At 69.9% G+C, this 23,475-nt stretch carries 17 protein-coding genes, 1 pseudogene and 2 riboswitches; of the genes and pseudogenes, 10 read left to right on the forward strand and 8 right to left on the reverse strand.

What is annotated here, in order from left to right; genetic code table 11:
- The first annotated feature begins 148 nt into the window (after positions 1-148).
- Together AB0C19_RS16930 and AB0C19_RS16935 are read left to right on the forward strand one after the other, a co-directional pair.
- Positions 149-5,764: a GH92 family glycosyl hydrolase gene (locus AB0C19_RS16930; RefSeq protein WP_357185752.1), complete on the forward strand. Its 5,616-nt coding sequence runs from the start codon at positions 149-151 to the stop codon at positions 5,762-5,764.
- Positions 5,765-5,859: 95 nt separating this feature from the next.
- On the forward strand, positions 5,860-6,519 hold the full coding sequence (locus tag AB0C19_RS16935) for a phosphotransferase (RefSeq protein WP_357185755.1): 660 nt from the start codon (positions 5,860-5,862) through the stop codon (positions 6,517-6,519).
- A gap of 71 nt (positions 6,520-6,590) precedes the next feature.
- Here AB0C19_RS16935 and AB0C19_RS16940 read toward each other — a convergent pair.
- From AB0C19_RS16940 to AB0C19_RS16955, 4 genes and pseudogenes are all read right to left on the reverse strand, one after another.
- Positions 6,591-6,644, reverse strand: a pseudogene (locus AB0C19_RS16940) (hypothetical protein); the annotation flags it as partial.
- A gap of 141 nt (positions 6,645-6,785) precedes the next feature.
- Complete coding sequence (locus tag AB0C19_RS16945; protein WP_357185758.1) at positions 6,786-7,382, reverse strand: histidine phosphatase family protein; 597 nt, start codon at positions 7,380-7,382, stop codon at positions 6,786-6,788.
- Positions 7,379-8,149, reverse strand: a complete 771-nt coding sequence (locus AB0C19_RS16950; protein ID WP_357185761.1) for a CbtA family protein — start codon at positions 8,147-8,149, stop codon at positions 7,379-7,381. Before AB0C19_RS16950 ends, AB0C19_RS16945 begins: the two co-directional genes overlap by 4 nt.
- Complete coding sequence (locus AB0C19_RS16955; protein ID WP_124822026.1) at positions 8,140-8,343, reverse strand: CbtB domain-containing protein; 204 nt, start codon at positions 8,341-8,343, stop codon at positions 8,140-8,142. The genes AB0C19_RS16950 and AB0C19_RS16955 overlap by 10 nt, the downstream gene beginning before the upstream one ends.
- Before the next feature lie 58 nt (positions 8,344-8,401).
- A riboswitch (cobalamin riboswitch) is annotated at positions 8,402-8,480 on the reverse strand.
- Positions 8,481-8,796: 316 nt separating this feature from the next.
- Between AB0C19_RS16955 and AB0C19_RS16960 the strand changes: the two genes are divergently transcribed.
- The 5 genes from AB0C19_RS16960 (at position 8,797) to AB0C19_RS16980 (ending at position 13,931) form a co-directional block, all read left to right on the forward strand.
- Positions 8,797-9,675: an amidohydrolase family protein gene (locus AB0C19_RS16960; protein ID WP_357185765.1), complete on the forward strand. Its 879-nt coding sequence runs from the start codon at positions 8,797-8,799 to the stop codon at positions 9,673-9,675.
- Between the two features lie 321 nt (positions 9,676-9,996).
- Positions 9,997-11,004, forward strand: coding sequence for an ABC transporter permease (locus tag AB0C19_RS16965; protein ID WP_357185768.1), 1,008 nt, complete (start codon positions 9,997-9,999; stop codon positions 11,002-11,004).
- 40 nt (positions 11,005-11,044) lie between these two features.
- On the forward strand, positions 11,045-12,097 hold the full coding sequence (locus AB0C19_RS16970; protein ID WP_328654835.1) for an ABC transporter substrate-binding protein: 1,053 nt from the start codon (positions 11,045-11,047) through the stop codon (positions 12,095-12,097).
- Positions 12,097-12,915 (forward strand): ATP-binding cassette domain-containing protein, encoded by an 819-nt coding sequence (locus AB0C19_RS16975; protein WP_357185772.1) that lies wholly within the window; start codon positions 12,097-12,099, stop codon positions 12,913-12,915. Before AB0C19_RS16970 ends, AB0C19_RS16975 begins: the two co-directional genes overlap by 1 nt.
- Positions 12,912-13,931: an aldo/keto reductase gene (locus AB0C19_RS16980; protein ID WP_357185775.1), complete on the forward strand. Its 1,020-nt coding sequence runs from the start codon at positions 12,912-12,914 to the stop codon at positions 13,929-13,931. The genes AB0C19_RS16975 and AB0C19_RS16980 overlap by 4 nt, the downstream gene beginning before the upstream one ends.
- Before the next feature lie 10 nt (positions 13,932-13,941).
- On the opposite strand, the gene AB0C19_RS16985 is transcribed toward AB0C19_RS16980, so the two are convergent.
- Positions 13,942-14,664 (reverse strand): FadR/GntR family transcriptional regulator, encoded by a 723-nt coding sequence (locus AB0C19_RS16985; RefSeq protein ID WP_328654832.1) that lies wholly within the window; start codon positions 14,662-14,664, stop codon positions 13,942-13,944.
- A 7-nt stretch (positions 14,665-14,671) separates the two neighbouring features.
- Complete coding sequence (locus AB0C19_RS16990; RefSeq protein WP_357185779.1) at positions 14,672-16,069, reverse strand: enolase C-terminal domain-like protein; 1,398 nt, start codon at positions 16,067-16,069, stop codon at positions 14,672-14,674.
- A gap of 432 nt (positions 16,070-16,501) precedes the next feature.
- Positions 16,502-16,719: riboswitch (cobalamin riboswitch) on the forward strand.
- Between the two features lie 191 nt (positions 16,720-16,910).
- On the opposite strand from AB0C19_RS16990, the gene AB0C19_RS16995 reads away from it, so the two are divergent.
- Together AB0C19_RS16995 and AB0C19_RS17000 are read left to right on the forward strand one after the other, a co-directional pair.
- On the forward strand, positions 16,911-19,229 hold the full coding sequence (locus AB0C19_RS16995; protein WP_357185958.1) for a ribonucleoside-diphosphate reductase subunit alpha: 2,319 nt from the start codon (positions 16,911-16,913) through the stop codon (positions 19,227-19,229).
- A gap of 56 nt (positions 19,230-19,285) precedes the next feature.
- Complete coding sequence (locus AB0C19_RS17000) at positions 19,286-20,281, forward strand: ribonucleotide-diphosphate reductase subunit beta (protein ID WP_357185960.1); 996 nt, start codon at positions 19,286-19,288, stop codon at positions 20,279-20,281.
- A gap of 461 nt (positions 20,282-20,742) precedes the next feature.
- On the opposite strand, the gene AB0C19_RS17005 is transcribed toward AB0C19_RS17000, so the two are convergent.
- The gene (locus AB0C19_RS17005; RefSeq protein WP_357185783.1) at positions 20,743-21,657 is read right to left on the reverse strand and encodes a MerR family transcriptional regulator; all 915 of its coding nucleotides are present in this window, start codon (positions 21,655-21,657) and stop codon (positions 20,743-20,745) included.
- A gap of 117 nt (positions 21,658-21,774) precedes the next feature.
- Here AB0C19_RS17005 and eno point away from each other — a divergent pair, with 117 nt between their 5' ends.
- The gene (eno, locus tag AB0C19_RS17010) at positions 21,775-23,040 is read left to right on the forward strand and encodes a phosphopyruvate hydratase (protein WP_357185786.1); all 1,266 of its coding nucleotides are present in this window, start codon (positions 21,775-21,777) and stop codon (positions 23,038-23,040) included.
- Here the strand turns inward: eno and AB0C19_RS17015 are convergent.
- On the reverse strand, positions 23,022-23,462 hold the full coding sequence (locus tag AB0C19_RS17015; RefSeq protein ID WP_357185789.1) for an arsenate reductase ArsC: 441 nt from the start codon (positions 23,460-23,462) through the stop codon (positions 23,022-23,024). The genes eno and AB0C19_RS17015 overlap by 19 nt on opposite strands.
- Between the last annotated feature and the right edge of the window lie 13 nt (positions 23,463-23,475).

Below are 23,475 nucleotides of genomic sequence, written 5' to 3' on the forward strand. Positions count from 1 at the left end.
AACTATCAGCGGCAGTCCACCCGTCCCGGCTCCCGTTGCTCACGAACTCTCATGACAACGATGTCAGGGCTCCGACCCGCCACCCGATCCACACTGCCCAGACGTTCGACGTACTCGACCCGGTTCGAGTCGAAAGGCTCCGTCCCCCATGTCGCACACCCCCCTTGCGCGCTCCCTCTCACCCCGCCTGATCGCGGCGACAACAGCCGCCCTGCTACCGCTGGGCCTGCTCGTCGCCGCGCCCCTGGCGAACGCCGCCCCCAACCCCGCACCGCCGGGCAACTTCACCTCCTCGTTCGAGTCCGCCGACCCGCAGCCCGCCACCAGCACCGCTGAGGTCGGCCCGAACGGTAAGCCGGTCCAGGCCAACCTGAGTGGCACTGTCGCATCGCTGCCCGGCAGCCTGCTCGGCCAGGTCAGTGCCGTGACCGCGAGCGACGAGAACCCGCCACGGGAGATCGCCGCGAACCTCACTGACGACGATCCGTCGACCAAGTGGCTCGTGTTCGCGTCCACCGGCTGGGTGACCTACCAACTCGCCAAGCCGGCGACGGTGGCGCGCTACTCGCTGACCGCTGCCGACGACGCGCCGACCCGGGACCCGAAGGACTTCGTCGTCCAGGGGTCGAACGACGGCAGCACCTGGACCGACCTGGACAAGCGCGCCGGCGAGAAGTTCAGCGGGCGTTTCGCCACCAAGACGTACAGCTTCACCAACCCGAACGCCTACGGCTTCTACCGCCTCAACGTCACAGCTAACTCCGGTGACTCGCTCGTGCAGCTCGCCGACTGGAACATCAGCGACGGCTCGGACGTCCGCCCGCCGGCCACCCCCATGGTCAGCGAGGCGACCGCCGGCCCGAACGGCGGCTACACCACGAAGCCGGACGTCGGGTTCACCGGGCTGGCCGCGCTGCGCTACTCCGGCGGCGCCGAGGGCAACGGCCGGTCGTACGCGACGAACAAGCTCTTCGACGTCACCATCCCGGTCGGGCCGAAGACCCGACTGTCGTACAAGATCTTTCCCGAGTTCACCAATGGCGACGGGCGGTACCCGTCCACCTACACCGCCGTCGACCTGCACTTCACCGACGGCAGTTACCTCAGTGGTCGCTCGCCCGCCGACCAGCACGGCTACCCGCTGACGGGCGCCGGTCAGGGCGCCTCGAAGGTGCTCTTCGCCGACCAGTGGAACCTGGTGCAGGCCGACCTGGGCACCGTCGCGCGGGGCAAGACGATCGACCGCATCCTGCTCGCGTACGACAATCCGCAGGCCACCGGGGAGACCCGGTTCCAGGGTTGGCTCGACGACATCGAGTTGACGGCCGCCCCGGCGTCGATCGACGGCTCGAAGCTGACCAACTACGTCGACACCCGACGGGGCACCAACTCGACGGGCGGCTTCTCGCGCGGGAACAACCTGCCGATCACCGCAGTGCCGAACGGGTTCAACTTCTTCACCCCGGTGACCGACGCGACCTCCGACTCGTGGGAGTACGAGTACCACCGGAAGAACAACGAGGCCAACCTGCCCATGCTTCAGGGCCTCGCGATCTCCCACGAGCCCAGCCCCTGGATGGGTGACCGTAACCAGATGTCCGTCATGCCGGTCGTCGGTGGAGGTCCGCTCACCGGTCAGCCCGCCAGTCGTGCTGTCGCCTTCAGTCACGACGACGAGACGGCGCAGCCGGACCTCTACCGGGTCACGCTCCAGAACGGCCTGGTCACGGAGATGTCGCCCACCGACCACGCCGGGATCATGCGGTTCACCTTCCCCACCGGGCAGGCGACCGGAAGCCTCGTCTTCCACAACGGCACGTTCACCATCGGCACGGACGGGACGTTCACCGGTTGGGTCGACAACGGAAGCGGCCTGTCGGCCGGTCGTAGCCGGATGTTCGTCTCCGGCGCCTTCGACCGGGCGCCGACGGCGTCCGCCGCGACCTCTGCCACCTTCGACATCTCCGGCTCGCGGGAGGTGACGATGCGTCTCGCCACGTCGTTCCTCTCCGTGGACCAGGCGCGCCGCAACCTCGATCTCGAGGTCACCGGCAAGAGCTTCGACCAGATCCACTCCGCAGCGACGGCCGCGTGGAAGGACCGGCTCGGCCGGGTCGAGCTGCGGGACGCCACCGAGTCGCAGTTGGTCACGATGTACTCGAACCTGTACCGGCTGAACCTCTACCCGAACTCGCAGTCGGAGAACACCGGCACCGCCGCCGCGCCGCGCTGGCAGTACGCGAGCCCGGTCTCGGCGCCGACCGGCGCGTCCACCCCCACCCGGACCGGCGCGAAGATCGTCGACGGACAGATCTACGTCAACAACGGCTTCTGGGACACCTACCGCACCGTGTGGCCCGCCTACGCGCTGCTGTACCCGGACGTCGCCGCGAAGATCTCCGACGGGTTCGTCCAGCACTACCGCGACGGCGGCTGGATCGCCCGCTGGTCGTCCCCCGGCTACGCCGACCTGATGACCGGCACCAGCGCGAACGTGGCGCTGGCCCAGGCGTACCTCACCGGGGTCAAGCTGCCCGACCCGCTCGCGGCGTACGACGCGGCCGTCAAGGACGCGACGGTGGCGTCCGGACGCAGCGCGGTCGGGCGTAAGGGCATCGAGAGCTCCCTGTTCCTCGGCTACACGCCGACGTCCACCGGGGAGTCGGTGTCCTGGGCGCTGGAGGGCTACATCAACGACTTCGGCATCGGCAACATGGGCGCGGCGCTCGCCAAGGACCCGGCCACGCCGAAGTCCGAGCGCGCCCGGCTCAAGGAGGAGTCGCGGTACTTCCTGGAGCGGGCCCGCAACTACGTCCACCTCTTCGACCCGAAGACGAAGCTCTTCCAGGGCCGCGACGCCGCCGGCAACTTCCTCGCCGGTGACCCGCTGGACTGGGGTGGCGTCTACACCGAGACCAACGGGTGGAACTTCGCGTTCACCGCTCAGCAGGACGGCCAGGGCCTGATCAACCTGTACGGCGGGCAGAAGGCGCTGCGGGACAAGCTCGACGCGTTCTTCACCACCCCGGAGAACGCCGACCGCCCCGGTGGGTACGGCGGCGTCATCCACGAGATGCTCGAAGCGCGCGCGGTGCGGATGGGTCAGCTCGGCATGAGCAACCAGCCGTCGCACCACATCCCGTACATGTACAACGTCGCTGGAGCGCCGGCCAGGACCCAGGAGACGGTACGGGAGATTCTGCGCCGTCTCTACGTCGGCAGTGAGATTGGCCAGGGCTACCTGGGCGACGAGGACAACGGTGAGATGTCGTCCTGGTACATCCTCAGCTCGCTGGGCATCTATCCGTTGCAGGCCGGGTCGTCCGAGTGGGCGATCGGCTCGCCGCAGTTCACCCGGATGACAGTGCGCCGCAGCAGCGGTGACATCGTCGTCAACGCGCCGAACAACAGCGCGGCGAACGTCTATGTGCAGGACGTGAAGGTCAACGGCAAGAAGCAGCGCGGCCTGTCAGTGGATGTGGCGGCGCTCGCCAAGGGCGGCACCATCGACTTCCAGATGGGCTCCCGGCCGTCGTCGTGGGGCACCGGCAGGAACGACGCGCCGCCGTCGCTGACCAAGGGTGACGGGGTGCCGAAGCCGTTGCAGGACGTCAGCGGCCCCGGTCTCGGCACCGCGACCGCTACCGGCGGTCAGGACGCGTCGAAGCTATTCGACGACTCGTCGACCACGCAGCTGACCTTCGCCTCGGCGACCCCTCAGATCACCTGGGCCTTCCGTGGTGGCAAGCAGAAGCCGAAGTACTACACCGTCACGTCCGGGGCCGCTGCCGGCGATCCGGCGGACTGGCGCCTGCAGGGCTCCAACGACGGCCTCACCTGGACCACTGTGGACTCCCGCGCCGGCCAGGTGTTCCCGTGGCGCAACCAGACCCGCCCGTACTCGATCGACAAGCCGGGACGGTTCGCTCAGTTCCGCCTCGCCGTCACGAAGACCGTCGGGGCCGCGCAGACCACCCTCGCCGAGGTCGAGCTGCTCGCCGGAGGTGACCTCGACCTCGGGGGCGGCGACATCACCGTCACCGCCGCGGACGGCGTGCACGCGACCACCGGCGTAGCCGTCTCGGTGCCGTTGGCCACCGTCACCGGCGGCGACGCCAGCGGTTACCAGGCCACCATCGACTGGGGTGACGGCACGCCGGTCACCGCGGGCACCGTGACGTTGAGCTCGCGGGCCGTCTACCGCATCGGCGGGGCGCACACCTACACCACGCCCGGCTACCACCAGGCGAACGTTACGGTGACCGACGGCGAAAGCCAGAGCTCCGCGACGGTCGGCGTCGAGGTGGCGTACGCCCCGGCCTCCGGTCTCACCGCCGCGTTCGACAACGTCTGCGTCGGTGACGAAGGGGTCCTGGCGGCGGACTGTGACGCCAAGTCGTGGGCGTACTCACGGGCCGCCCTGGCGGCCGGTGGCGCCACCCAGGGCCAGGCCCAGCAGGTTCCCGGAACCGCGCTGCGGTTCACACTGCCGGTGATCCCGGCCGGGCAGCCGGACAACGCCACCGGCAACGGGGCGACAGTCGTCCTGGACCTTCCGGAGGACGCGAAGAGCATCTCGTTCGTCGGCGCCGGAACGCAGGGCAACCAGAGCACCACCGGCACGGCGACGTTCAGCGACGGCAGCACGGCCAGCATTCCGATCCAGTTGAGCGACTGGACGCTGGGCGGCAACGCCAACGGCACCCCGTCCTACGGCAACATCATCGTCGCCCGTACGGCGTACCGGTTGCAGGGCACGAGCCGCGACGGCGCCCAGCCGTTCCTCTTCGCCACCGCGCCGTACCAGATTCCGGCGGGCAAGACGCTGGTGTCGGTGACCCTGCCGACGCAGACCGGTGACCCTCGCTCGGCGGGTCGGATCCACGTGTTCGCCGTGGCCAACGACGGCACGCCCGCCCCTGCGCTGACGACAGCTGCCCCGAAGAACCAGACGGCCACCGCCGGGCAGGCCCTCGCGGCGAACCTCGGTGCGGTGACCGGCGGCGTTCCCGGTACGACGGGCTACCGCGCCCGCGTCCAGTGGGGCGACGGCACGGTTCCGGACGACGTGACGATCGGCGCGTCCGGTGCGATGAGCGGCCAGCACACCTACGCACGGGAGGGCACCTACACGGTGCGCGTCACCGCGTGGGACACGCTGTCGAGCAGCACCGGCTCCTTCACCGTGACAGTGGCTCGGGGCGGATCGCAGCCGGCGATCGCGCTGTCCGCGTCCGGCGCCGTCACCACCGGTGGCGCGATCGTTGTCACCGGCAGCGGCTTCGCCGCCGGCGAGCAGGTGACAGTCAGCGTCGGCACCGACCCGGGCCGGAGCATGAAGGTCGCGGCCTCCGCGACGGGAACGGTCCGCGCCTCGGTGCCGACCTCCGGTGACGCGCAACCCGGCCGGTACGCCGTCACCGCGACGGGTGCGTCCTCGCGTACGCCGGCCACGGCCACCGTCCAGGTGACCGGGCAGCCGGAGGCGCGGACCTACCAGCCGCGGGTGGCGCTGTTGACCACCTCGGGCCCGCGCGGCACGTCGATCATGGTCGACGGTTCCGGGTTCGCGCCGAACGAGGTGGTCACGATCGCCTTCGGGACCGGACTGGCGGTCAGCACCGTGCGCGCGAACGGCGACGGCGTCATCTCCGGCGCGACGGTCAGCGTTCCGGGTGCGGCGAAGGCGGGCGCGACAGGCGTCACGCTGGACGGCGCCACGTCGGCGACGAAGGTGTCCCGACCGTTCACCGTCACCGGCTAGCACCGAGCCGGGGACAGCGCAGCCGCGTGGGGCGGGCCGTGATCACGGCCCGCCCCACGCGCTTGTCGCGCAATCCACTGTTAGCGTCGTCTGCCATGGCCGATCACGCGCTGCTCGCCTCGGGGCGCGACGCCGACGTCTACGCGCTCGACGCGTCTCGGGTGCTGCGCCGCTACCGCCAGGGCGGGGACAGCGCGCCCGAGGCGGCGTTGATGGCGTACGTCGCGGCCGCCGGCTACCCGGTGCCCATGGTGTACGACGCCCAGGGACCCGACCTGGTGCTCGAACGCCTCGACGGCGAAACTCTCCTGGCGTCGACGCTCGCCGGGCGCACCGGCATCGGCGCGGCCGCCGACCTGCTCGTGGGCCTGCACGACCGCCTTCACAGCGTGCCGGTCCGGTTCAGCGCCGACCCGGCGGACCGCGTCCTGCACCTCGACCTGCATCCACAGAACATCATGGTGACCTCACGCGGGCCGGTGGTCATCGATTGGCGCAACGCGACCGAAGGGCCGCCCGACCTGGACGTGGCCATGACCGCGCTCATCCTCGCCGAGGTGGCGATCAGCACGGACCCGCAGCTCGCCGATCCTGCTCGGGACGGCCTCGATGCCTTTCAGCGACGCGCCGAGCCGCCCCGGGCCAGCCAACTACGGCACGCCGTGGGTCTGCGTCGGGTCGACCCCGCGCTGTCCGCCGTCGAGAAGGCCGCCCTGGGTCGCGCCGCCGCCCTGGTCCACGCCCGCGTCGGCTGAGGCAGAGCCGAGCCCCCGGCCGGGCTCAGCGCCACGTTGACGCCCGCGCCGTCGGCGATGTCCCGGACGGTGGTGGCCGCGTAGCCGTCCCGGGCGAAGCGCTGGCGAGCGGCGTCGAGCAGCAACTGCCGGGTCTCGGCCGCCGTCCCGACGGCGACGCTGGGCCGGTTCGCCGGCGGTGTGGCTGGTCGCGAGGACAGGCGGTTCTGCTGCTGTCACGACGCGTTCTGCAAGGGCTGCCCACCGACGCGGCGTTCGGTTCGACCTCAACCTGCTCGCGGCGCGCCCAGTCGGAGCTGCCAGCGTGCGCCCTGGCTGGTGAGCCGGACGACGGCCAGGGGCTCCACGTCCACCTGCCGGTACGTCGTCATCGGAAGACCGAGGGCGTGCACCACGGCGACCCGGATCACCAGTGGGTGGGTGACCGCGATGACGCGTCCGCCGGCTCGGTGCTGCTCGTCCAGCCAGCTTCCGACCCGATCCCGCACGGCCGTGACGGACTCACCGCCGTGGGGCGCGGAGTCCGGTGCGGACAGCCAGTCGTGCAGCGCCTGCGGCTGCGACTCAGCGATGTCCTCAAGCGACCGTCCGGACCAGCCACCGTAGTCACAGTCGGCCAACGCCGTCTCGATCGTCGGCAGCAGGCCAAAGGCGTCGGCGGTCTGTCGGGCGGCCACCGCGGGGCTGGACAGGCAGGTGGCGTTCACGCCGAGGGGCCCACGCCGGTCCGCGCCCGCGCGGGCCTGGGCGAGGGCGGCCCGCAGGCCACCCTCGTCCAGGCCGTCGTCGACGCCGCCGAAGTGGGCGCGGCGCAGCGCGGCGGTGTGACCGTGGGCGACCAGCCGGAGGCTGGTGCCGGTCACGTGCCGGGCAGTGCGGTGCCGGCCCGGCGACGGCGCTCGCGGTGCATCAGGGCCGCGAACAGCAGACCGATGCCGGTCCAGAGCACGACCTGGGTGCCGAGCGAGGCCAGTCGGAAACTCCACAGCAGGGTCGCCGGGAAGTCCGCCGGAACCTCCTGGAAGGACGGCATCACCACGTACGAGACTGCCGTGACCAGCAGGAACCCGCCCACGGCCGCGGCGGCGCGCAACCACGTCGGCGCCTGGGCGCCGACCGACCGGTAGCCCAGCGAGCCGGCCCACACGGCCACCAGCCCGAGCACCACCATCAACAGGTAGGTGACGGTCCGTTGGTTGATGGTGGCCGGGTCGCCGACCGCCGGTGGGTTCGCCGGGTACTTGAGGAACGGCACGATCACCGCGCCGACCAGCGCCGCACCGGCCAGCAGCAGACCCGACCGCCCGTCGTCGTCGCCGCGCCGTCGACGGGACAGCAGGACGTACGCCGTGGCCAGCAGGCCACCCATCGCGGCCCCGAACAGGCCGGTGGCCAGGAACAGGCCGCCGCGCTGACCCGTCCGGCTGACCAGGGCGTCCTCGTGATCGTGCGCACCAGCGGCGGGCTCGGCGTGCGTCGCCGCCTCCTCGATGGCGATGGCCGCCTCGACGTGCGGTTCGCCGGCGACGTACGCGAACGCTCCGGCCAGCAGGCCGGCGATCAGGCCGGCCAGCAGCCCGCGGACGAGGACGGCGAGGAACGGGGGAGCGGCGGTGGTGTTCAGTGGCACGGGACGCCCAGCAGGTGCCGGCCGTCGTGCATCAGCTCGTGCAGGTACATCCCGCTGCGCGACACCGCCCCCTGGTCGAAGGCGACGAGGTACGCCAGCAGGGTGAGCACTGCGACGGTCGCCAGAGCCGTCCACAGCAGACGGGCACTGCCAGCGGGGTGCACCACCGGCTGGCTGGAAGCGGAGCTAGACATGAATACACGAACCTCCCCAGGGATGACGCGTCCCCATCGCAAGGCTGCGGACGACCGAGCGTCCTGGCTCGCGGGCCCCGGTTGTGGTTGGGGAACGCTCACAGTGGCGCGACCGCGCCGGATTCACACCGGCTTCCCTCGCGTCGCCGCAGATAGTGGGTCGACGGTATCGGTGCCGCCTCAGGCGGTCAACCCAAACCCCGCGCCCCCGAGCGCGACCGATACCGGCACGTCACGAGGCGGACCCGCCGCAGGTGTCTGTGGATTCGTCAGACCAAAAGGCGACACTGCCGGAAGCCGGTCGTGACGCGCGTTCCGGGACTCAACAACAGACTGTTACCGCTAACATGGTCAACCTGCCAGATCGACTCTGTGGCTTCGGGTTGACCCGGAGGGCTCGATCAGCGGCTGGGCGGGGTGTGGGGTGGACGAGAACGCGCCAGGACGGGTCCGGTGACGACCGGTGAGGTCGCGCGACGGCCGGGCATCGTGGACGCGCATCACCACCTGTGGGTCCGTGCGCGGCACCCACAGCCCTGGATCGATCCGCACACCATGGCCGCGCTCGACGACGACTTCACGCCGGTCGAGCTCGCCCCGTCGACCCGGGCCGCAGGGGTCACCCAGACGGTGGTCGTCCAGTCCGTCGCCGTTCGGTCGGAGACGCCGGAGCTGCTCGGCATCGCGGCCGACGACCCGCTCATCGCCGGGGTCGTCGGCTGGGTCGACCTCACCGCCGCCGATGTCGACCGTCGCCTCGCCCGACTACGAAGGGCGCGCGGAGGCGAACGGCTGGTCGGGGTCCGGCACCTGGTCCAGTCCGAACCCGACCCGACCTATCTCGACCGCCCCGACGTGCGGCACGGCATCGCGGCGGTCGGTGCCGCCGGACTCGCGTTCGACCTCCTGGTGCGCCACAGTCAGCTTCCGGCAGCCGCCCGGCTCGTCCGCGACATGCCGCAGGTGCGGTTCGTCCTGGACCACCTCGGCAAGCCCCCGCTCGGGCGCGCCGATCCCGGTGACTGGCGGCGCGACCTGCGGGCGCTCGCGGCCGAGCCCAACACGACGGCGAAGCTCTCCGGTCTGGTGACCGAGGTGCACGGCGGGCCCTGGACGACGGCCGACCTGCGGCCCGCAGTCGAGCACGCCCTCGACGTGTTCGGGCCGGATCGGCTGATGTTCGGCTCGGACTGGCCGGTGTGCCTGCTCGCCACCTCGTACACCCGATGGGTCACCGTCCTCGGTGACCTGCTGGACCCGCTGTCCGATGACGAGCGGGCCGCGATCTGGCGCCAGACCGCCGGCCGGGTCTACCGGCTGGCCCCGTCCTGAGGCTGCAGCGCTTTTCGACCTGGGGACATAGGATGTTATCGATAACATGCTAGCGGCTGCAGTCGATGTCGATTTGGTCTGACGTATGGCTTCGGTGGTGCAGGTAACGATGGCAAAACATGCTCGCAAGACCTTGGCAACATACGTGAATGCGTGGCAAGGTAACGCCTGATCGTGGGAAACATCCGACCTATCCCCAAGGGGTGTGCGGGCGCCTAGCCGCACCACCATCCGAGCGGGGTCGGTCGCTCACAGGCGTTCGGCTCGTCGGCGGGTCCCCGTCGGGCGCCGGCGCCACGCTTGGGGAGGTCAGGGCCGACGATGAGTAGCGCCGAGGCAACCGCCGACACGCAGCGCGGCGAACTCAGCGACTGGTTCCGGGAACGGATCTCCCACGCCGTCTCCGAGTTCACCGCCGCGACCGCGCTGGTCGTCCTGTTCATCGCCCTGACCTTCGCGAGTCCGTACTTCCTGACGGCGGACAACCTCTTCAACATCGGGGCCCAGACGGCGGTCATCGCCATCATCGCCACGGCCCAGACGATGGTCATCATCACGAAGGGCATCGACCTGTCCGTGGGATCGGTCGCCGCGCTCGCCGGTGTGTTGGGCGCGATGGTCGTGCGCGACCTCGGCTTCTCGCTCTGGGCGGCGACGGCGGTCGCGATCGGCGTCGGCGCGCTGGCGGGGCTGTTGAACGGGCTGCTGGTGACTGTGGCCCGGATTCCGCCGTTCATCGCGACGCTGGGGACGATGTCCGTGGGCCGCGGCCTTGTCTTCATCATCACCGGCGCCGTCGGCGTCTACGGCCTGCCCCGGTCCTTCCAACTACTCGGCAACGGGCAGATCCTCGGCATCCCGTTCGCCGTGGTGATCACCGTCCTGGTCGCCGTCGGGGTCGCCTTCCTGCTCTCCCAGACCCGCTTCGGTCAGTACACCTACGCGATGGGCTCCAATCTGGAAGCGGCGCGCCGCTCCGGCATCCGGGTCGGGCGGCACCTCACCGGGGTGTACGTGCTGGCCGGCGTGCTGGTCGGGCTGGGCGGCATGATCGCGGCCTCCCGGGTCAACTCCGGCCAGCCCAACTACGGGATCTCGCTGGAGCTCGACGTCATCGCCGCCGCCGTCATCGGCGGAGCCAGCCTGTTCGGCGGGCAGGGCCGCATCGTCGGGACCATCATCGGCGCGTTCCTCATCGCCCTGGTCCGCAACGGCGCCGTCCTACTCGACATCAGCATCCACTACCAGCAGGTGATCGTCGGCGTGATCATCTGGGCCGCCGTCTACTTCGACCAGTACCGCCGCCGGCGGCTGGAATCACGGGGTTGACATGCCATTTCGAGAGTCCGAACGAGAAGGGACACACACCATGGCACACACCACCACCAGCCGGCGGACGCGAGGACGACTCCTGCGCGCGCAGGCGATCCTGGCCGCGGCAGCGGCGACCGCTCTGCTCAGCGCCTGCGGCGGGGTCGAGGTCCGGGACGGCGGCGACGGCGCGACCAAGGACGCGAGCGGCCCGTTGAAGCTCGCAGTCGTACCCAAGGCGGTCGGGGCCGACTACTGGAACACGGTCAAGGCCGGCGCCGAGTGCGCCGCGCAGCGCGCGGGGGACGTCACCGTCCAGTGGGACGGGGTGACCGCCGAGACCGACGTCGAGGGCCAGGTCAACCTGATCCAGAACTTCGTCACCAAGAAGGTCGACGGCATCGTCTACGCGGCGACCGACTCCAGCGCGCTGGCACCGGCGACCGACAAGGCGCTCAGCGCCAACATCCCGGTTGCCATGATCGACTCTGGCACCAGCCCGCAGCCCTCGAACGTGCCCCTCTTCGCCACCGACAACCGTGCGTCGGCGACCGAGGCGGCGAAGCTGCTCGCCACCGAACTCGGCCCCGGCAACCACGAGGTGGCGCTCGTCGAGTTCCAGCCCGGATCGCAGACCAACACCGAGCGGGTCGACGGCTTCAAGGCCGGCCTCGCCCAGTACCCCAACCTGAAGTTGGTCGGCCAGCAGCCGAGCCGCAGTGACGTCAACGAGGCCCGACGGGTCACCGAGAACATCCTCACCGCCAACCCCAAGCTCGCCGGCGTCTTCGCCGCCAACGAGCCGAGTGTGCTCGGTGCCGCGCAGGCCATCCAGGCGGCCGGCAAGTCCGGCAAGGTGGTCATCATCGGCTGGGACGCGGCCCCGGACGAGATCGCCGGGGTGCGCAACGGCCAGATCTCGGCGCTGGTGGTGCAGAACCCGTTCAAGATGGGCTACTTCGGCGTCGACAAGATGGTCAAGCACCTCCGGGACAAGGCGCCGCTGGCATCGGCCGACACCGGCGTCACGTTCGTCACCAAGGAGAACATCGACTCGGCGGAGATCAAGGCGGTGCTCGAGCCCAGCTGCGCCAACCCGCCGGTGCAGTGATGGTCGCAATCCCCACAACCACCGCGGACAGCGATCAGCAACCCACCGAGGCGGAACCGCCGGTCCTCGAAGCCCGCGGCATCGTCAAGCGGTTCGGGCACGTCGAGGCGCTGCGTGGCGCCGACTTCACGGTCCGCCGCGGTGAGGTCGTCGCGCTGATCGGTGACAACGGCGCCGGCAAGAGCACCCTGATCAAGACCCTGTCCGGTGTGCACCCACCCGACGAGGGCGAGATCAGGGTCGGCGGTCGCCCGGTCCAGTTCTCCACTCCGGTCGATGCCCGACGAGCGGGGGTGGAGACGGTCTACCAGGACCTCGCCGTCGCCGACGACCTCAGCGTGGCCGCCAACCTGTATCTCGGCCGGGAGATCCTTCGCTCCGGACCACTCGGCCGGCTCGGGCTGTTGGACAAGCGCGCCATGCGCCACGGCGCCGCCGCCGCCCTGGACGAACTCGGCGTACGCATCCCTCGGGTCACCACCCCGATCGCGATGCTCTCCGGTGGTCAGCGGCAGTGCGTGGCGGTGGCCCGCGCCATCATCTGGGCGACCAACGTGGTCATCCTCGACGAGCCCACAGCGGCCCTGGGCGTGGTCCAGACCGGGCGGGTGCTCGACGTCGTCCGGCGCGCCCGCGACGCCGGCATGTCGGTGGTGCTGGTGAGCCACAACATGCCGCAGGTGCTCGAGATCGCCGACCGGGTCGAGGTCCTGCGCCTCGGTCGGCGCGCTGCCCAACTCCGCGCCGACGAGGTCACCACCGACGATCTGGTCGCGGCGATGACCGGCAGCACCAACGTGGATCGGGAGGAACGGTGACGGCTGTCGCCCAGCGGGATGCACGCGATCCCGCCCGTCCGGCGACCCGCAGCGGCGTCGTGCCGCCGCTGCGGCTGAGCCCACTGGGCTTCGGCGCCTCGCAGGGCGGCAATCTCTACCGGGCGACCTCGGACGAGCAGTTCGCCGCCGCCGTGGACACCGCCTGGGCAGGCGGCATCCGATACTTCGACACGGCACCGCACTACGGCCTGGGCCTGTCCGAGCGACGCCTGGGCGCGGCCCTGCGCTCCCGCCCGCGCGGCGAGTACGTGGTGTCGACGAAGGTCGGCCGGCTGCTCGTGCCGTCACCGGAGACGGCGCACCGGCGGGACCCGGAGGGGTTCGCCGTTCCCGCCGACCACCGCCGGGTCTGGGACTTCAGCCGCGACGGCGTACGCCGTTCCCTGGAGGCGAGCCTTCGGCGCACCGGCCTGGACCGGATCGACGTGGTGTACCTGCATGATCCGGACGAGCATTGGGCGCAGGCCGCGCACGAGGCGATCCCGGCGCTGGTGGAGCTGCGGGAGCAGGGCGTCATCGGTGCCGTCGGTGCGGGGATGAACCAGTCAGCGATGCTGGCCCGCTTCGTTGCGGAGACCGACGTGGACGTGGTGATGTGCGCCGGCAGGTACACCCTGTTGGAGCAGGGCGCGCTGACCGACCTGCTGCCCGTCGCGCAGGCCCGCCACGTCGGTGTGGTGGTCGCCGGTGTCTACAACTCCGGGCTGCTGGCCCGGGACATGCCGCCGCCCGACGCCGTCTACGACTACCAGCAGGCGCCGGCAGAGGTGATCGACCAGGCCCGCCGGATAGCGCGGGTCTGTCAGATGTACGGCGTCACGCTGCCCCAGGCGGCGTTGGCGTTCGTCCGTCGTCACCCGGCCGTGGTCTCGACAGTGGTCGGCATGCGGGACGAGGCCCAGGTGGCCGAAACCCTGCGCCGGTCTGGTGGCGACGTCCCGGATCAGCTCTGGACGGCGTTGTACGACGAGGGACTGCTCGACGTGCAGCCGTGAGGGTCGGCCGTCACGACCGCGCCGTCACGATGCTGGCGTCAGCGTCGTCGGGTAACCCCTGCAACGACTCCTCCACGCCGATCAGGTGGTTGGCCATCCGGGTGCGCGCCCGCTCCGGGTCGCGCGCCACGAGGGCCTTCAGGATCGCCACGTGTTCGTGATGAGTGCGCAGGTCCGCGCCCTCCTCATGCAGACTCCGCCAGAGCCGGCCGCGGATGGTGCGCCCGGCGAACGCCTCGATCAGGCCGACGAGCACCGGATTCTCGGCGTGCACCGCGATGATCCGGTGGAAGGCGATGTCGATCTCCATGATCCGCTCGTGGTCCGGCGGTGACTGGCCGATCAACCGGGCCGCCTCGTCGAGCAGGTCACCCGCCTGGGCCAGGGCCTCGTCGGTGATCCTGGTCGCCGCCAGACAGGCGGCCTCGCACTCCAGCAGCCGGCGAACGGTGTGGATGTGCCGGGGGTCGCCCTGGCCCTGGAAGTCCACCACGAAACCCATCGGGGCCAGCAGTTGTGGCGCGTCGAGGTTGGTGACGTAGGTGCCGTCACCCTGGCGGATGTTGACGATGCCCAGGATCGACAGGGCCGACATCCCCTCGCGCAGCGACCCCCGCGAGACACCGAGCTGCTCGGCGAGGTCCTTCTCGATGGGCAACCGGTCCCCGGGCCGGAACTGCCCTTCGAGGATCATCCGCTTGATGCCGTTGACCACTTCGTCAGTGCGAGACATATTTCCCCTAGCGGCCGGCGGGGGTGGCCTTCCCACCCGCAGTCACGTACGCCGCCTCCGGAGATGACACGGTAGTCGGGTCTGTCGCGCCCCAGTAGTGGCCGTCGGGAAACCGGTAGAGCGCCACCGACTCCTGACGCATCCGAGTGGAGTAGCCGGGCTGGCTGGGCAGGACGTATCCGCTGCCGGAACCGGTGTCCCGGATGATGCACGGGTCGGTGAAGTGCTCGTGCAGATGGTCGACGAACTCGGTGACCCGGTTGGTGAGGTCTCCCGAGATCGCGACGTAGTCGAGCACCGACACGTGTTGGACCATCTCGCACAGGCCGACACCGCCGGCGTGTGGGCACACCGGGACGTCGAACTTCGCGGCGAGCAGCAGCACGGCGACGATCTCGTTGATGCTGGCCAACCGGCCGGTGTCGAGCTGGCAGAAGTCGATGGCCTCGGCCTGGAACAGCTGCTTGAACATCACCCGGTTGTGGCAGTGTTCGCCGGTGGCGACGCCGATCGGAGCGACGGCGCGGCGGACGGCTGCGTGGCCCAGGATGTCGTCGGGGCTGGTCGGCTCCTCGATCCACAGTGGCGTGAACTGGGCGAGGGCGGTGACCCAGTCGATGGCCTGACCGACGTCCCACACCTGGTTGGCGTCGATCATCAGGTTGCGATCCGGCCCGAGGATCTCGCGCGCGATAGCGCATCGGCGGATGTCGTCGTCGAGGTTTGCGCCCACCTTGAGCTTGACGTAGCCGTAGCCGGTGTCCACCGCCTCCTGGCACAGTCGGCGCAGCTTGTCGTCGCCGTAGCCGAGCCAACCCGCGGAGGTGGTGTAGGCGGGGTAGCCGGTGCGGTCGAGCTCGGCGAGGCGGGCGGCCTTCGTGCCCTCCTTGGCCCGCAGGATGGCCAGTGCCTCGTCGCGGGTCAGCGCGTCGGACAGGTAGCGCAGGTCCGCGATGTCGACGAGTTGCTCGGGGGACATGTCGACGAGCAGCCGCCACAGCGGCTTGTCGGCGACCCGGGCGACCAGGTCCCATGACGCGTTCAACACGGCCGCCAGGGACAGGTGGACGACGCCCTTTTCCGGGCCGAGCCAGCGCAGTTGCGAGTCGGAGGTGAGGAGGCGGTAGACCGCGCCCATGTCCGCTGCCATGGTCGCCACGTCCAGGCCCACCAGAAGCTGTGCCTGGTGGACTGCGGCCGCCGCGACGATGTCGTTGCCTCGACCGATGGTGAAGGTCAGGCCGTGCCCCGCGAGTGGCGCCCCCGCGCCGTCGACGCCGTCGGTGTGCAGGACGACGTAAGCCGCCGAGTAGTCGCCGTCCTTGTTCATGGCGTCTGACCCGTCAGCGGTCAGGGAGGTGGGGAAGCGGACGTCTTCGACGGTGACGGCAGTGATCTGCGGCATGCGCTCCTCGCCCGGCTAGGCTAAAGATCAGATGATCACTGGGAGTATACGGAGGGCTGCTCCAGCACGTCAACGATGTCGATCACCACTGACCCGCAGACGTATGATGTTTACGTCGCCGAGCCGCTCCGCCTTATCGCCCATCGTGCCGGTAGACGGGGGATGGTGGCGGGGGTGGCGGGGCGTGGAGATCGGATGTTCCACCTCGCGCCGAGGCATTGACGTCGACGTATGGGAGCACTTTGCGGTGCCGTGGCTCCGATACATCAAATCTTTGTCGACTGTCGACACTCGCGCGGAGAGTCCGGTCTCTGGTGCCCGGCTTCGGTCGGCGTGGGGTGGTTGGCCGCGGTGGTGACGGTGGTCACCGAGTGAGCCGCCGACACGCCCGAGACCGACATGTGGGGTGTGACAACGACTGCGTCCCTATATATGGTGTCGAGCGCAGCTGGTTCGGCCGCTCATCCAGTGCGGTCGAGGCAACAGGGAACCCGGTGGAAATCCGGGACTGTCCCGCAGCGGTGAGTGGGAACGACCGCCGTCATCAGCACTGGGCCACCAATCGGCCTGGGAAGCGACGGCCAGTAGGAGACCGGCGAGCCCGGTCGTGCCCGCGAGTCCGAAGACCTGCCAGCGCGCCGCGTACCCGCATCCGGGTGGGCGGCGGTCCGAGGCCGCGTGGGACGGCTGACGCCACCTGACCCACGCCGGGCTGGCGTGGCGTCCGTCGGTGTCTGTCTCCTCGCGTCCGGGCCACCAGGTCTCGAACTCCGAGGAGCGAGTGGTGACAGTCACCGAGGTAGTCCCGGCCAGCGGCGACGCGATCCTGCGGCGGACGCCGATGCGGGTCCGCAAGCGCGACGGCGGCACCGAACCAGTGGACGTGAACAAGATCGTCCGGGCGGTCGAGCGGTGGGCCGACGACCTGGCCGACGTCGATCCGATGCGGGTGGCCACCCGCACCATCAGCGGCCTCTACGACGGCGCGACCACTGCCGAACTGGACCGGCTGTCCATCCAGACCGCCGCCGAGATGATCGGTGAGGAGCCGCAGTACTCACGCCTCGCCGCGCGGCTGCTGGCCGGCTACGTCGACAAGGAGGTGCGTCGACAGGGCATCACCTCGTTCAGCGCGGCGATCCGGGTCGGCCACGCCGAGGGCCTGATCGGTGACGACACCGCCGCGTTCGTCGCCGCACACGCCGCGACGCTCGACCACGCCATCGACCCCGACGGCGACCGCCGGTTCGAGTACTTCGGCCTGCGCACCGTGTACGACCGCTACCTGCTGCGCCACCCCACCAGCCGACTGGTGCTGGAGACCCCGCAGTACTGGCTGCTGCGGGTGGCCTGCGGCCTGGCCCGGACGGCGGACGAGGCGGTCGGCTTCTACCGGCTGATGTCCAGCCTGGCCTACCTGCCCAGCTCACCGACCTTGTTCAACTCCGGGACGCGGCACACCCAGATGTCCTCCTGCTACCTGGTCGACTCCCCGCTCGACGAGCTGGACTCCATCTACCAGCGGTACGCCCAGGTCGCCAACCTGTCCAAGTTCGCCGGTGGCATCGGCATCGCGTACTCCCGGGTCCGCTCCCGGGGAGCGCTGATCCGGGGCACGAACGGGCAGTCCAACGGGATCGTGCCGTGGCTGCGCACGTTGGACGCGAGCGTCGCCGCGGTGAACCAGGGTGGCCGCCGCAAGGGCGCGGCCTGCGTCTACCTGGAGCCGTGGCACCCGGACATCGAGGAGTTCCTGCAACTGCGGGACAACACCGGCGAGGACGCCCGACGCGCCCACAACCTCAACCTGGCCAACTGGATCCCGGACGAGTTCATGCGCCGGGTCGAGGCCGACGAGCTGTGGTCGCTGTTCGACCCGCACGAGGTGCCCGAGTTGCCCGACCTGTGGGGGGAGCGGTTCGACGCCGCGTACCGGGAGGCCGAGGCGCAGGGCCGCTACGTGCGGCAGATCCCGGCACGGGAGCTGTACGGGAAGATGATGCGGACCCTCGCCCAGACCGGCAACGGCTGGATGACCTTCAAGGACGCCGCCAACCGGCTCTGCAACCAGACCGCCGAGCCGGGCAACGTGGTGCACCTGTCGAACCTCTGCACCGAGATCATCGAGGTGTCCAGTGACACCGAGACCGCCGTGTGCAACCTCGGCTCGGTGAACCTCGCCGCCCATCTCACCGCCGACGGCATCGACTGGGATCGGCTGCGTGCCACGGTGCGGACCGCTGTGACCTTCCTCGACCGCGTCATCGACATCAACTACTACCCGACCGCGCAGGCGGCGGCGAGCAACCCCCGCTGGCGGCCGGTCGGACTCGGACTGATGGGCCTACAGGACGCCTTCTTCGCGCTGCGGCTGCCGTTCGACTCGCCGGCCGCCCGGGAGCTGTCCACCCGGATCAGCGAGGAGCTGTACCTGACGGCGCTGGAGACCTCCGCCGACCTGGCGCGCGACTTCGGCGCGCACCCGGCGTACCCGCAGACCCGGGCCGCGCGGGGCCAGCTCCAGCCCGACCTGTGGGGTGTCGAGGGCACGCAGACCGCGCGGTGGGACGCGCTGCGTGAGCGGGTCGAGGCGTACGGGCTGCGCAACTCGCTGCTCGTGGCGGTCGCGCCGACCGCCACCATCGCCTCGATCGCCGGGTGCTACGAGTGCATCGAGCCGCAGGTGTCCAACCTGTTCAAGCGAGAGACCCTGTCCGGGGAGTTCCTCCAGGTCAACACCGCTCTGGTACGCGAGCTGAAGGCCCGCGGTCTGTGGACCGAGCGGGTCCGTTCGGCGATCAAGCGGGCGGAGGGGTCGGTGCAGGACATCGCCGAGCTTCCGGTCGGCGTACGGGAGCTGTTCCGCACCGCGTGGGAGCTGCCGCAGCGGGCGCTGATCGACCTGGCCGCCGCCCGCGCCCCGTTCATCGACCAGTCCCAGTCGCTGAACCTGTTCCTGGCCGCGCCGACCATCGGCAAGCTCTCCTCGATGTACCTGTACGCCTGGAAGGCAGGGCTGAAGACCACCTACTACCTGCGCTCGCGCCCCGCGACGCGGATCCAGCAGGCCACCGTCAGCGCCATCGCACCCGTCGTCGTCGACGCGGAGGCGCTGGCCTGCTCGCTGGAGAACCCCGAGTCGTGCGAGGCCTGCCAGTGACCCCCACCGACGCCGCCACCACAGACGCCAGCACCACCGACACGAGGACCACGCACATGCTGCTCGACCCCGGGATGGACCTCACTCTCCGCCCGATGCGCTACCCGCACTTCTTCGACCGGTTCCGCGACGCGATCCGCAACACCTGGACGGTCGAGGAGGTCGACCTGCACGCCGACCTCGCCGACCTGGACAAGCTGTCGCCGGCCGAACGGCACCTGGTCAGCCGCCTGGTGGCGTTCTTCGCCACCGGTGACACGATCGTCGCCAACAACCTGGTGCTCAACCTCTACCAGCACGTCAACAGCCCGGAAGGTCGCCTCTACCTGTCCCGCCAGCTGTTCGAGGAGGCAGTGCACGTCCAGTTCTATCTCAACCTGCTCGACACGTACGTGCCGGACGAGACCGAGCGCTTCGAGGCATTCGCGGCCATCGAGAACATCCCCTCGATCCGTCGTAAGGCCGAGTTCTGCTTCCGGTGGATCGACTCCCTGAACGAGCTGCGGGAGCTGCGGTCCCGCGAGGACCGGCGTACGTTCCTGCTCAACCTGATCTGCTTCGCGGCCTGCATCGAGGGGTTGTTCTTCTACGGCGCGTTCGCGTATGTCTATTTCCTGCGCTCCCGCGGTCTGCTGCACGGCCTCGCCTCGGGCACCAACTGGGTGTTCCGCGACGAGTCCATGCACATGGCGTTTGCGTTCGACGTCGTCGACACCGTTCGCGCCGAGGAGCCGGACCTGTTCGACGACGACCTCGCCGACCAGGTTCGCCGGATGCTCACCGAGGCGGTCGAGTGTGAGGTGCAGTTCGCCGAGGACCTGGTGGGCCAGGGCGTGCCCGGTCTGACGTTGGCCGACATGCGGGAGTACCTCCAGCACGTCGCCGACCGCCGCCTCGCCCAGCTCGGTATCGCGCCGCACTACGGGTCGAGCAACCCGTTCGGCTTCATGGAGTTGCAGGACGTGCAGGAGCTGTCCAACTTCTTCGAGCGGCGGGTGTCGGCGTACCAGGTCGGGGTGACCGGCACTGTCGCCTTCGACGACGACTTCTAGGCGGCGACCTCGGCCCACGCGTTGCCCGTGAGGACCGCCCCGTCCGCGCCGATCTTGCAGTTTCAGTTGCCGATATGCGCGCAATGCCCTTTTGTGTCGCAACAGGAAGTGCAAGATCGCGGGGAAGGGGCGGTCCGGTCTCGTCGATCATGGAGTTATGGTGCCTGATTTGGTGTTGTGCGGGCACTTTGTCACCGACCACAACTCCATCATCGACGAGGCAGCAGTGCGGGGTTGGCGAACAGCCAGTCCGTCGAGACGCGACGGTACTGGGCTACTTCTCATCAGTCGATCACGGAAGCGGCGCGCTCAGCTCTGGGCTGCTGCGACGTAGACACCTTTGCCTGGATGGCCCTCGACCAGCTCGCGGTCTTTGAGGATCATCATGACCCGATCGATGGTGGAGTTTCGGCAGCCCAATCTGATCACGGTGAGCTGTGCGGCGCGTTCGACGCCGACTTCTAGGCGGCGACCGATCCGGGGGCCTGGCGCCGCTTGGTGAGCCACCGCATCACGTGCAGGGGGTGCGACGCCGGGTCCGGGATCGGGTGGAAGACGTGTTCGACATCGCCGTCGGCGACGATCAGGGTCAACCGCTCGTAGAGCGTCATGTCGCCAGCGGTGCGGGTCGGCAGCCGCAGCGCGTCGGCCAGGGTCAGTCTCGGGTCGGGGATCAGCGGGTAGGGCAGCCGCAGCCGGTGCGCGAGTTCACGCTGATACCCGGTCGACTGCGCGGACAGGCCGTACACCCGGGCGGCGCCGGCCGCGCGGATCTCCGCGTGGTGGTCGCGGAACCAGGCGGCCTGCTCGGTGCTGCCACGGGCGCCGTGGATCTCCAACAGCCCGTTGGGCAGGTCGACGCCCGGTCGTCCGGTCAGTGGGTAGACGAAGATGACGCTGCGCCCGGCGCCGAGCGCGCCGAGATCGACCGGGCGGCCGTCGGTGCCGTAGAAGGACAGCGGTGGCAACCTGACGCCGACCAGCGCGGTGGGGTCGGCGCCTTCGGCGGGACTGCCGGGTACGACCTGGGTCGCGGCGGCGTCCAGGCGCGCGTCCAGCGCGTCCCGCTGGGCGGTCAACTTGCCGATCCGTTCCTGGAGGTTCGTGATGGTGCTGCGGTACGTGGCCACCGCCGCCGCGCACACGTCGGTGTCGTCGGAACCATCGGCGATCGACTCGACGAACGGGCGGGTCTCCTCGACGGTGAGGCCGAGCGCCATCAGCTCGCGGATCTGCGCCACCAGCCGCACCGCGATCGGGTCGTACTCCCGGTAGCCGTTGCTCAGCCGCCGGGGTACGACCAGCCCGGCCGACTCGTAGTAACGCAGTGCCCGGACCGTGGTTCCGGTCCGGCGTGCCAACTCACCCACCCGCATCCCGCGACCCTAAACCCGCACCCCGGGGTACGGGTCAACGTGTCCATCGTCGCGGTGTCAGGGCCGCCGTTTCCTGCCAGTCTGGCTGCGAAAAGGCAGCTTGAAAGGGAGTGTGTGATGACGGCAATCAGTCGGGTGTGGGCTCGGCAGATCCTCGACAGTAGGGGCAACCCGACAGTGGAGGCCGACGTGGTCCTCGCCGACGGGTCAACCGGCCGGGCGGCAGTGCCGTCCGGCGCGTCGACGGGGGCGAACGAGGCGGTCGAGCTGCGCGACGGGGACCGGACGCGTTTTCACGGCAAGGGCGTGAGCACTGCCGTTGCCGCTGTCAACGGCGAGATCGCCGACGCGGTGCTCGGGCTCGACGCGGAGGATCAGGCCCTGATCGACGAGACGATGATCGCTCTCGACGGTTCCAAGGACAAGTGTCGACTGGGCGCCAACGCAATCCTGGCCGTTTCCCTGGCGACCGCGAAGGCGGCGGCGTCGGCCCACCGGCAGCCGCTGTACCGCTACGTCGGTGGCGTCGGCGCCCGCCTGCTGCCGGTGCCGATGATGAACATCATCAACGGTGGAGCGCACGCCGACAATCCGCTCGACTTCCAGGAGTTCATGATCGCCCCGGTCGGAGCGCAGACGTTCGCCGAGGCGGTCCGGATGGGCGCGGAGGTCTTCCACACCCTCAAGGCGTCCCTGGCCGCGGCCGGGCACAACACCAACGTCGGTGACGAGGGTGGCTTCGCGCCGAACGTCACGGACGCCGACGAGGCGCTGCGGTTCGTGCTGCGCGCCATCGAGGACACCGGTTACCAGCCCGGCGTCGACGTGCGGATCTGCCTCGACCCGGCCAGCTCGGAGTTCTTCCGCGCGGGTGTCTACGACTACGTCGGCGAGGGACGCCAGCGCACCGTCGAGGAGCACATCGACTACCTGCTCGACCTGGTCTCCCGGTACCCGATCAGCTCGATCGAGGACCCGATGGCCGAGGACGACATCGCCGGCTGGAAGCGGCTGACGGCGGTGGCGGGGGAGCGCGTGCAACTGGTCGGCGACGACGTCTTCTGCACCGACGTCGACCGGCTGCGCGACGGGATCGACGGCGGCTACGCCAACGCGATCCTGGTCAAGGTCAACCAGATCGGCACCCTCACCGAGACCCTGGCGACGGTCGACGCCGCACACAAGGCGGGGTACCGGGTGGTGATGTCGCACCGATCCGGGGAGACCGAGGACACCACCATCGCCGACCTGGCAGTGGCCGTCGGCTGCGGTCAGATCAAGACCGGCTCGCTGTCGCGCTCCGACCGCACGGCCAAGTACAACCAGCTCATCCGCATCGAGGAAGAGCTCGGCGAGCGCGCCAGCTACGCCGGAGGCCGTTGAGGACTGTGCTCCGGTCGGGTGGCGAGGTTCAGCTCGGTGAGGAGCTTCTCCACCCGACCCCGGATCTCGTCACGGATCGGGCGCACGGCGTCGACGCCCTTGCCGGCCGGGTCGTCGAGCTTCCAGTCCTCGTAGCGCTTGCCGGGGAAGACCGGGCAGGTGTCGCCGCAGCCCATGGTCACGATGACGTCGGAGGACTCCGCTGTCGCGTACTCCAGAAGTTTGGGGGTCTGGTCGGTGATGTCGATGCCGACCTCGCGCATGGCCTGCACGGCGGCAGGGTTGATCGTCTCGGCCGGCGCGGAGCCGGCGGAACGGACCTCGACGGTGTCGCGGGCGAGGTGGCGCAGCCAGCCGGCGGCCATCTGGGAGCGGCCGGCGTTGTGGACGCAGACGAACAGGACGCTGGGCTTGTCACTCACGGCGGGTGCCTTC

Source organism: Micromonospora sp. NPDC048842, assembly GCF_040649935.1.
Taxonomy (GTDB): Bacteria; Actinomycetota; Actinomycetes; order Mycobacteriales; family Micromonosporaceae; genus Micromonospora; species Micromonospora hortensis.

Excerpts from the sequence above, each read along its gene's own strand:
- AB0C19_RS16930 (WP_357185752.1), top strand. The coding sequence starts at position 149 with ATGTCGCACACCCCCCTTGCGCGCTCCCTCTCACCCCGCCTGATCGCG.
- AB0C19_RS16935 (WP_357185755.1), top strand. The coding sequence starts at position 5,860 with ATGGCCGATCACGCGCTGCTCGCCTCGGGGCGCGACGCCGACGTCTAC.
- AB0C19_RS16955 (WP_124822026.1), bottom strand. The coding sequence starts at position 8,343 with ATGTCTAGCTCCGCTTCCAGCCAGCCGGTGGTGCACCCCGCTGGCAGT.
- AB0C19_RS16965 (WP_357185768.1), top strand. The coding sequence starts at position 9,997 with ATGAGTAGCGCCGAGGCAACCGCCGACACGCAGCGCGGCGAACTCAGC.
- AB0C19_RS16970 (WP_328654835.1), top strand. The coding sequence starts at position 11,045 with ATGGCACACACCACCACCAGCCGGCGGACGCGAGGACGACTCCTGCGC.
- AB0C19_RS16975 (WP_357185772.1), top strand. The coding sequence starts at position 12,097 with ATGGTCGCAATCCCCACAACCACCGCGGACAGCGATCAGCAACCCACC.
- AB0C19_RS16985 (WP_328654832.1), bottom strand. The coding sequence starts at position 14,664 with ATGTCTCGCACTGACGAAGTGGTCAACGGCATCAAGCGGATGATCCTC.
- AB0C19_RS16990 (WP_357185779.1), bottom strand. The coding sequence starts at position 16,069 with ATGCCGCAGATCACTGCCGTCACCGTCGAAGACGTCCGCTTCCCCACC.
- AB0C19_RS16995 (WP_357185958.1), top strand. The coding sequence starts at position 16,911 with ATGCGGGTCCGCAAGCGCGACGGCGGCACCGAACCAGTGGACGTGAAC.
- AB0C19_RS17000 (WP_357185960.1), top strand. The coding sequence starts at position 19,286 with ATGCTGCTCGACCCCGGGATGGACCTCACTCTCCGCCCGATGCGCTAC.
- AB0C19_RS17005 (WP_357185783.1), bottom strand. The coding sequence starts at position 21,657 with ATGCGGGTGGGTGAGTTGGCACGCCGGACCGGAACCACGGTCCGGGCA.
- eno (WP_357185786.1), top strand. The coding sequence starts at position 21,775 with ATGACGGCAATCAGTCGGGTGTGGGCTCGGCAGATCCTCGACAGTAGG.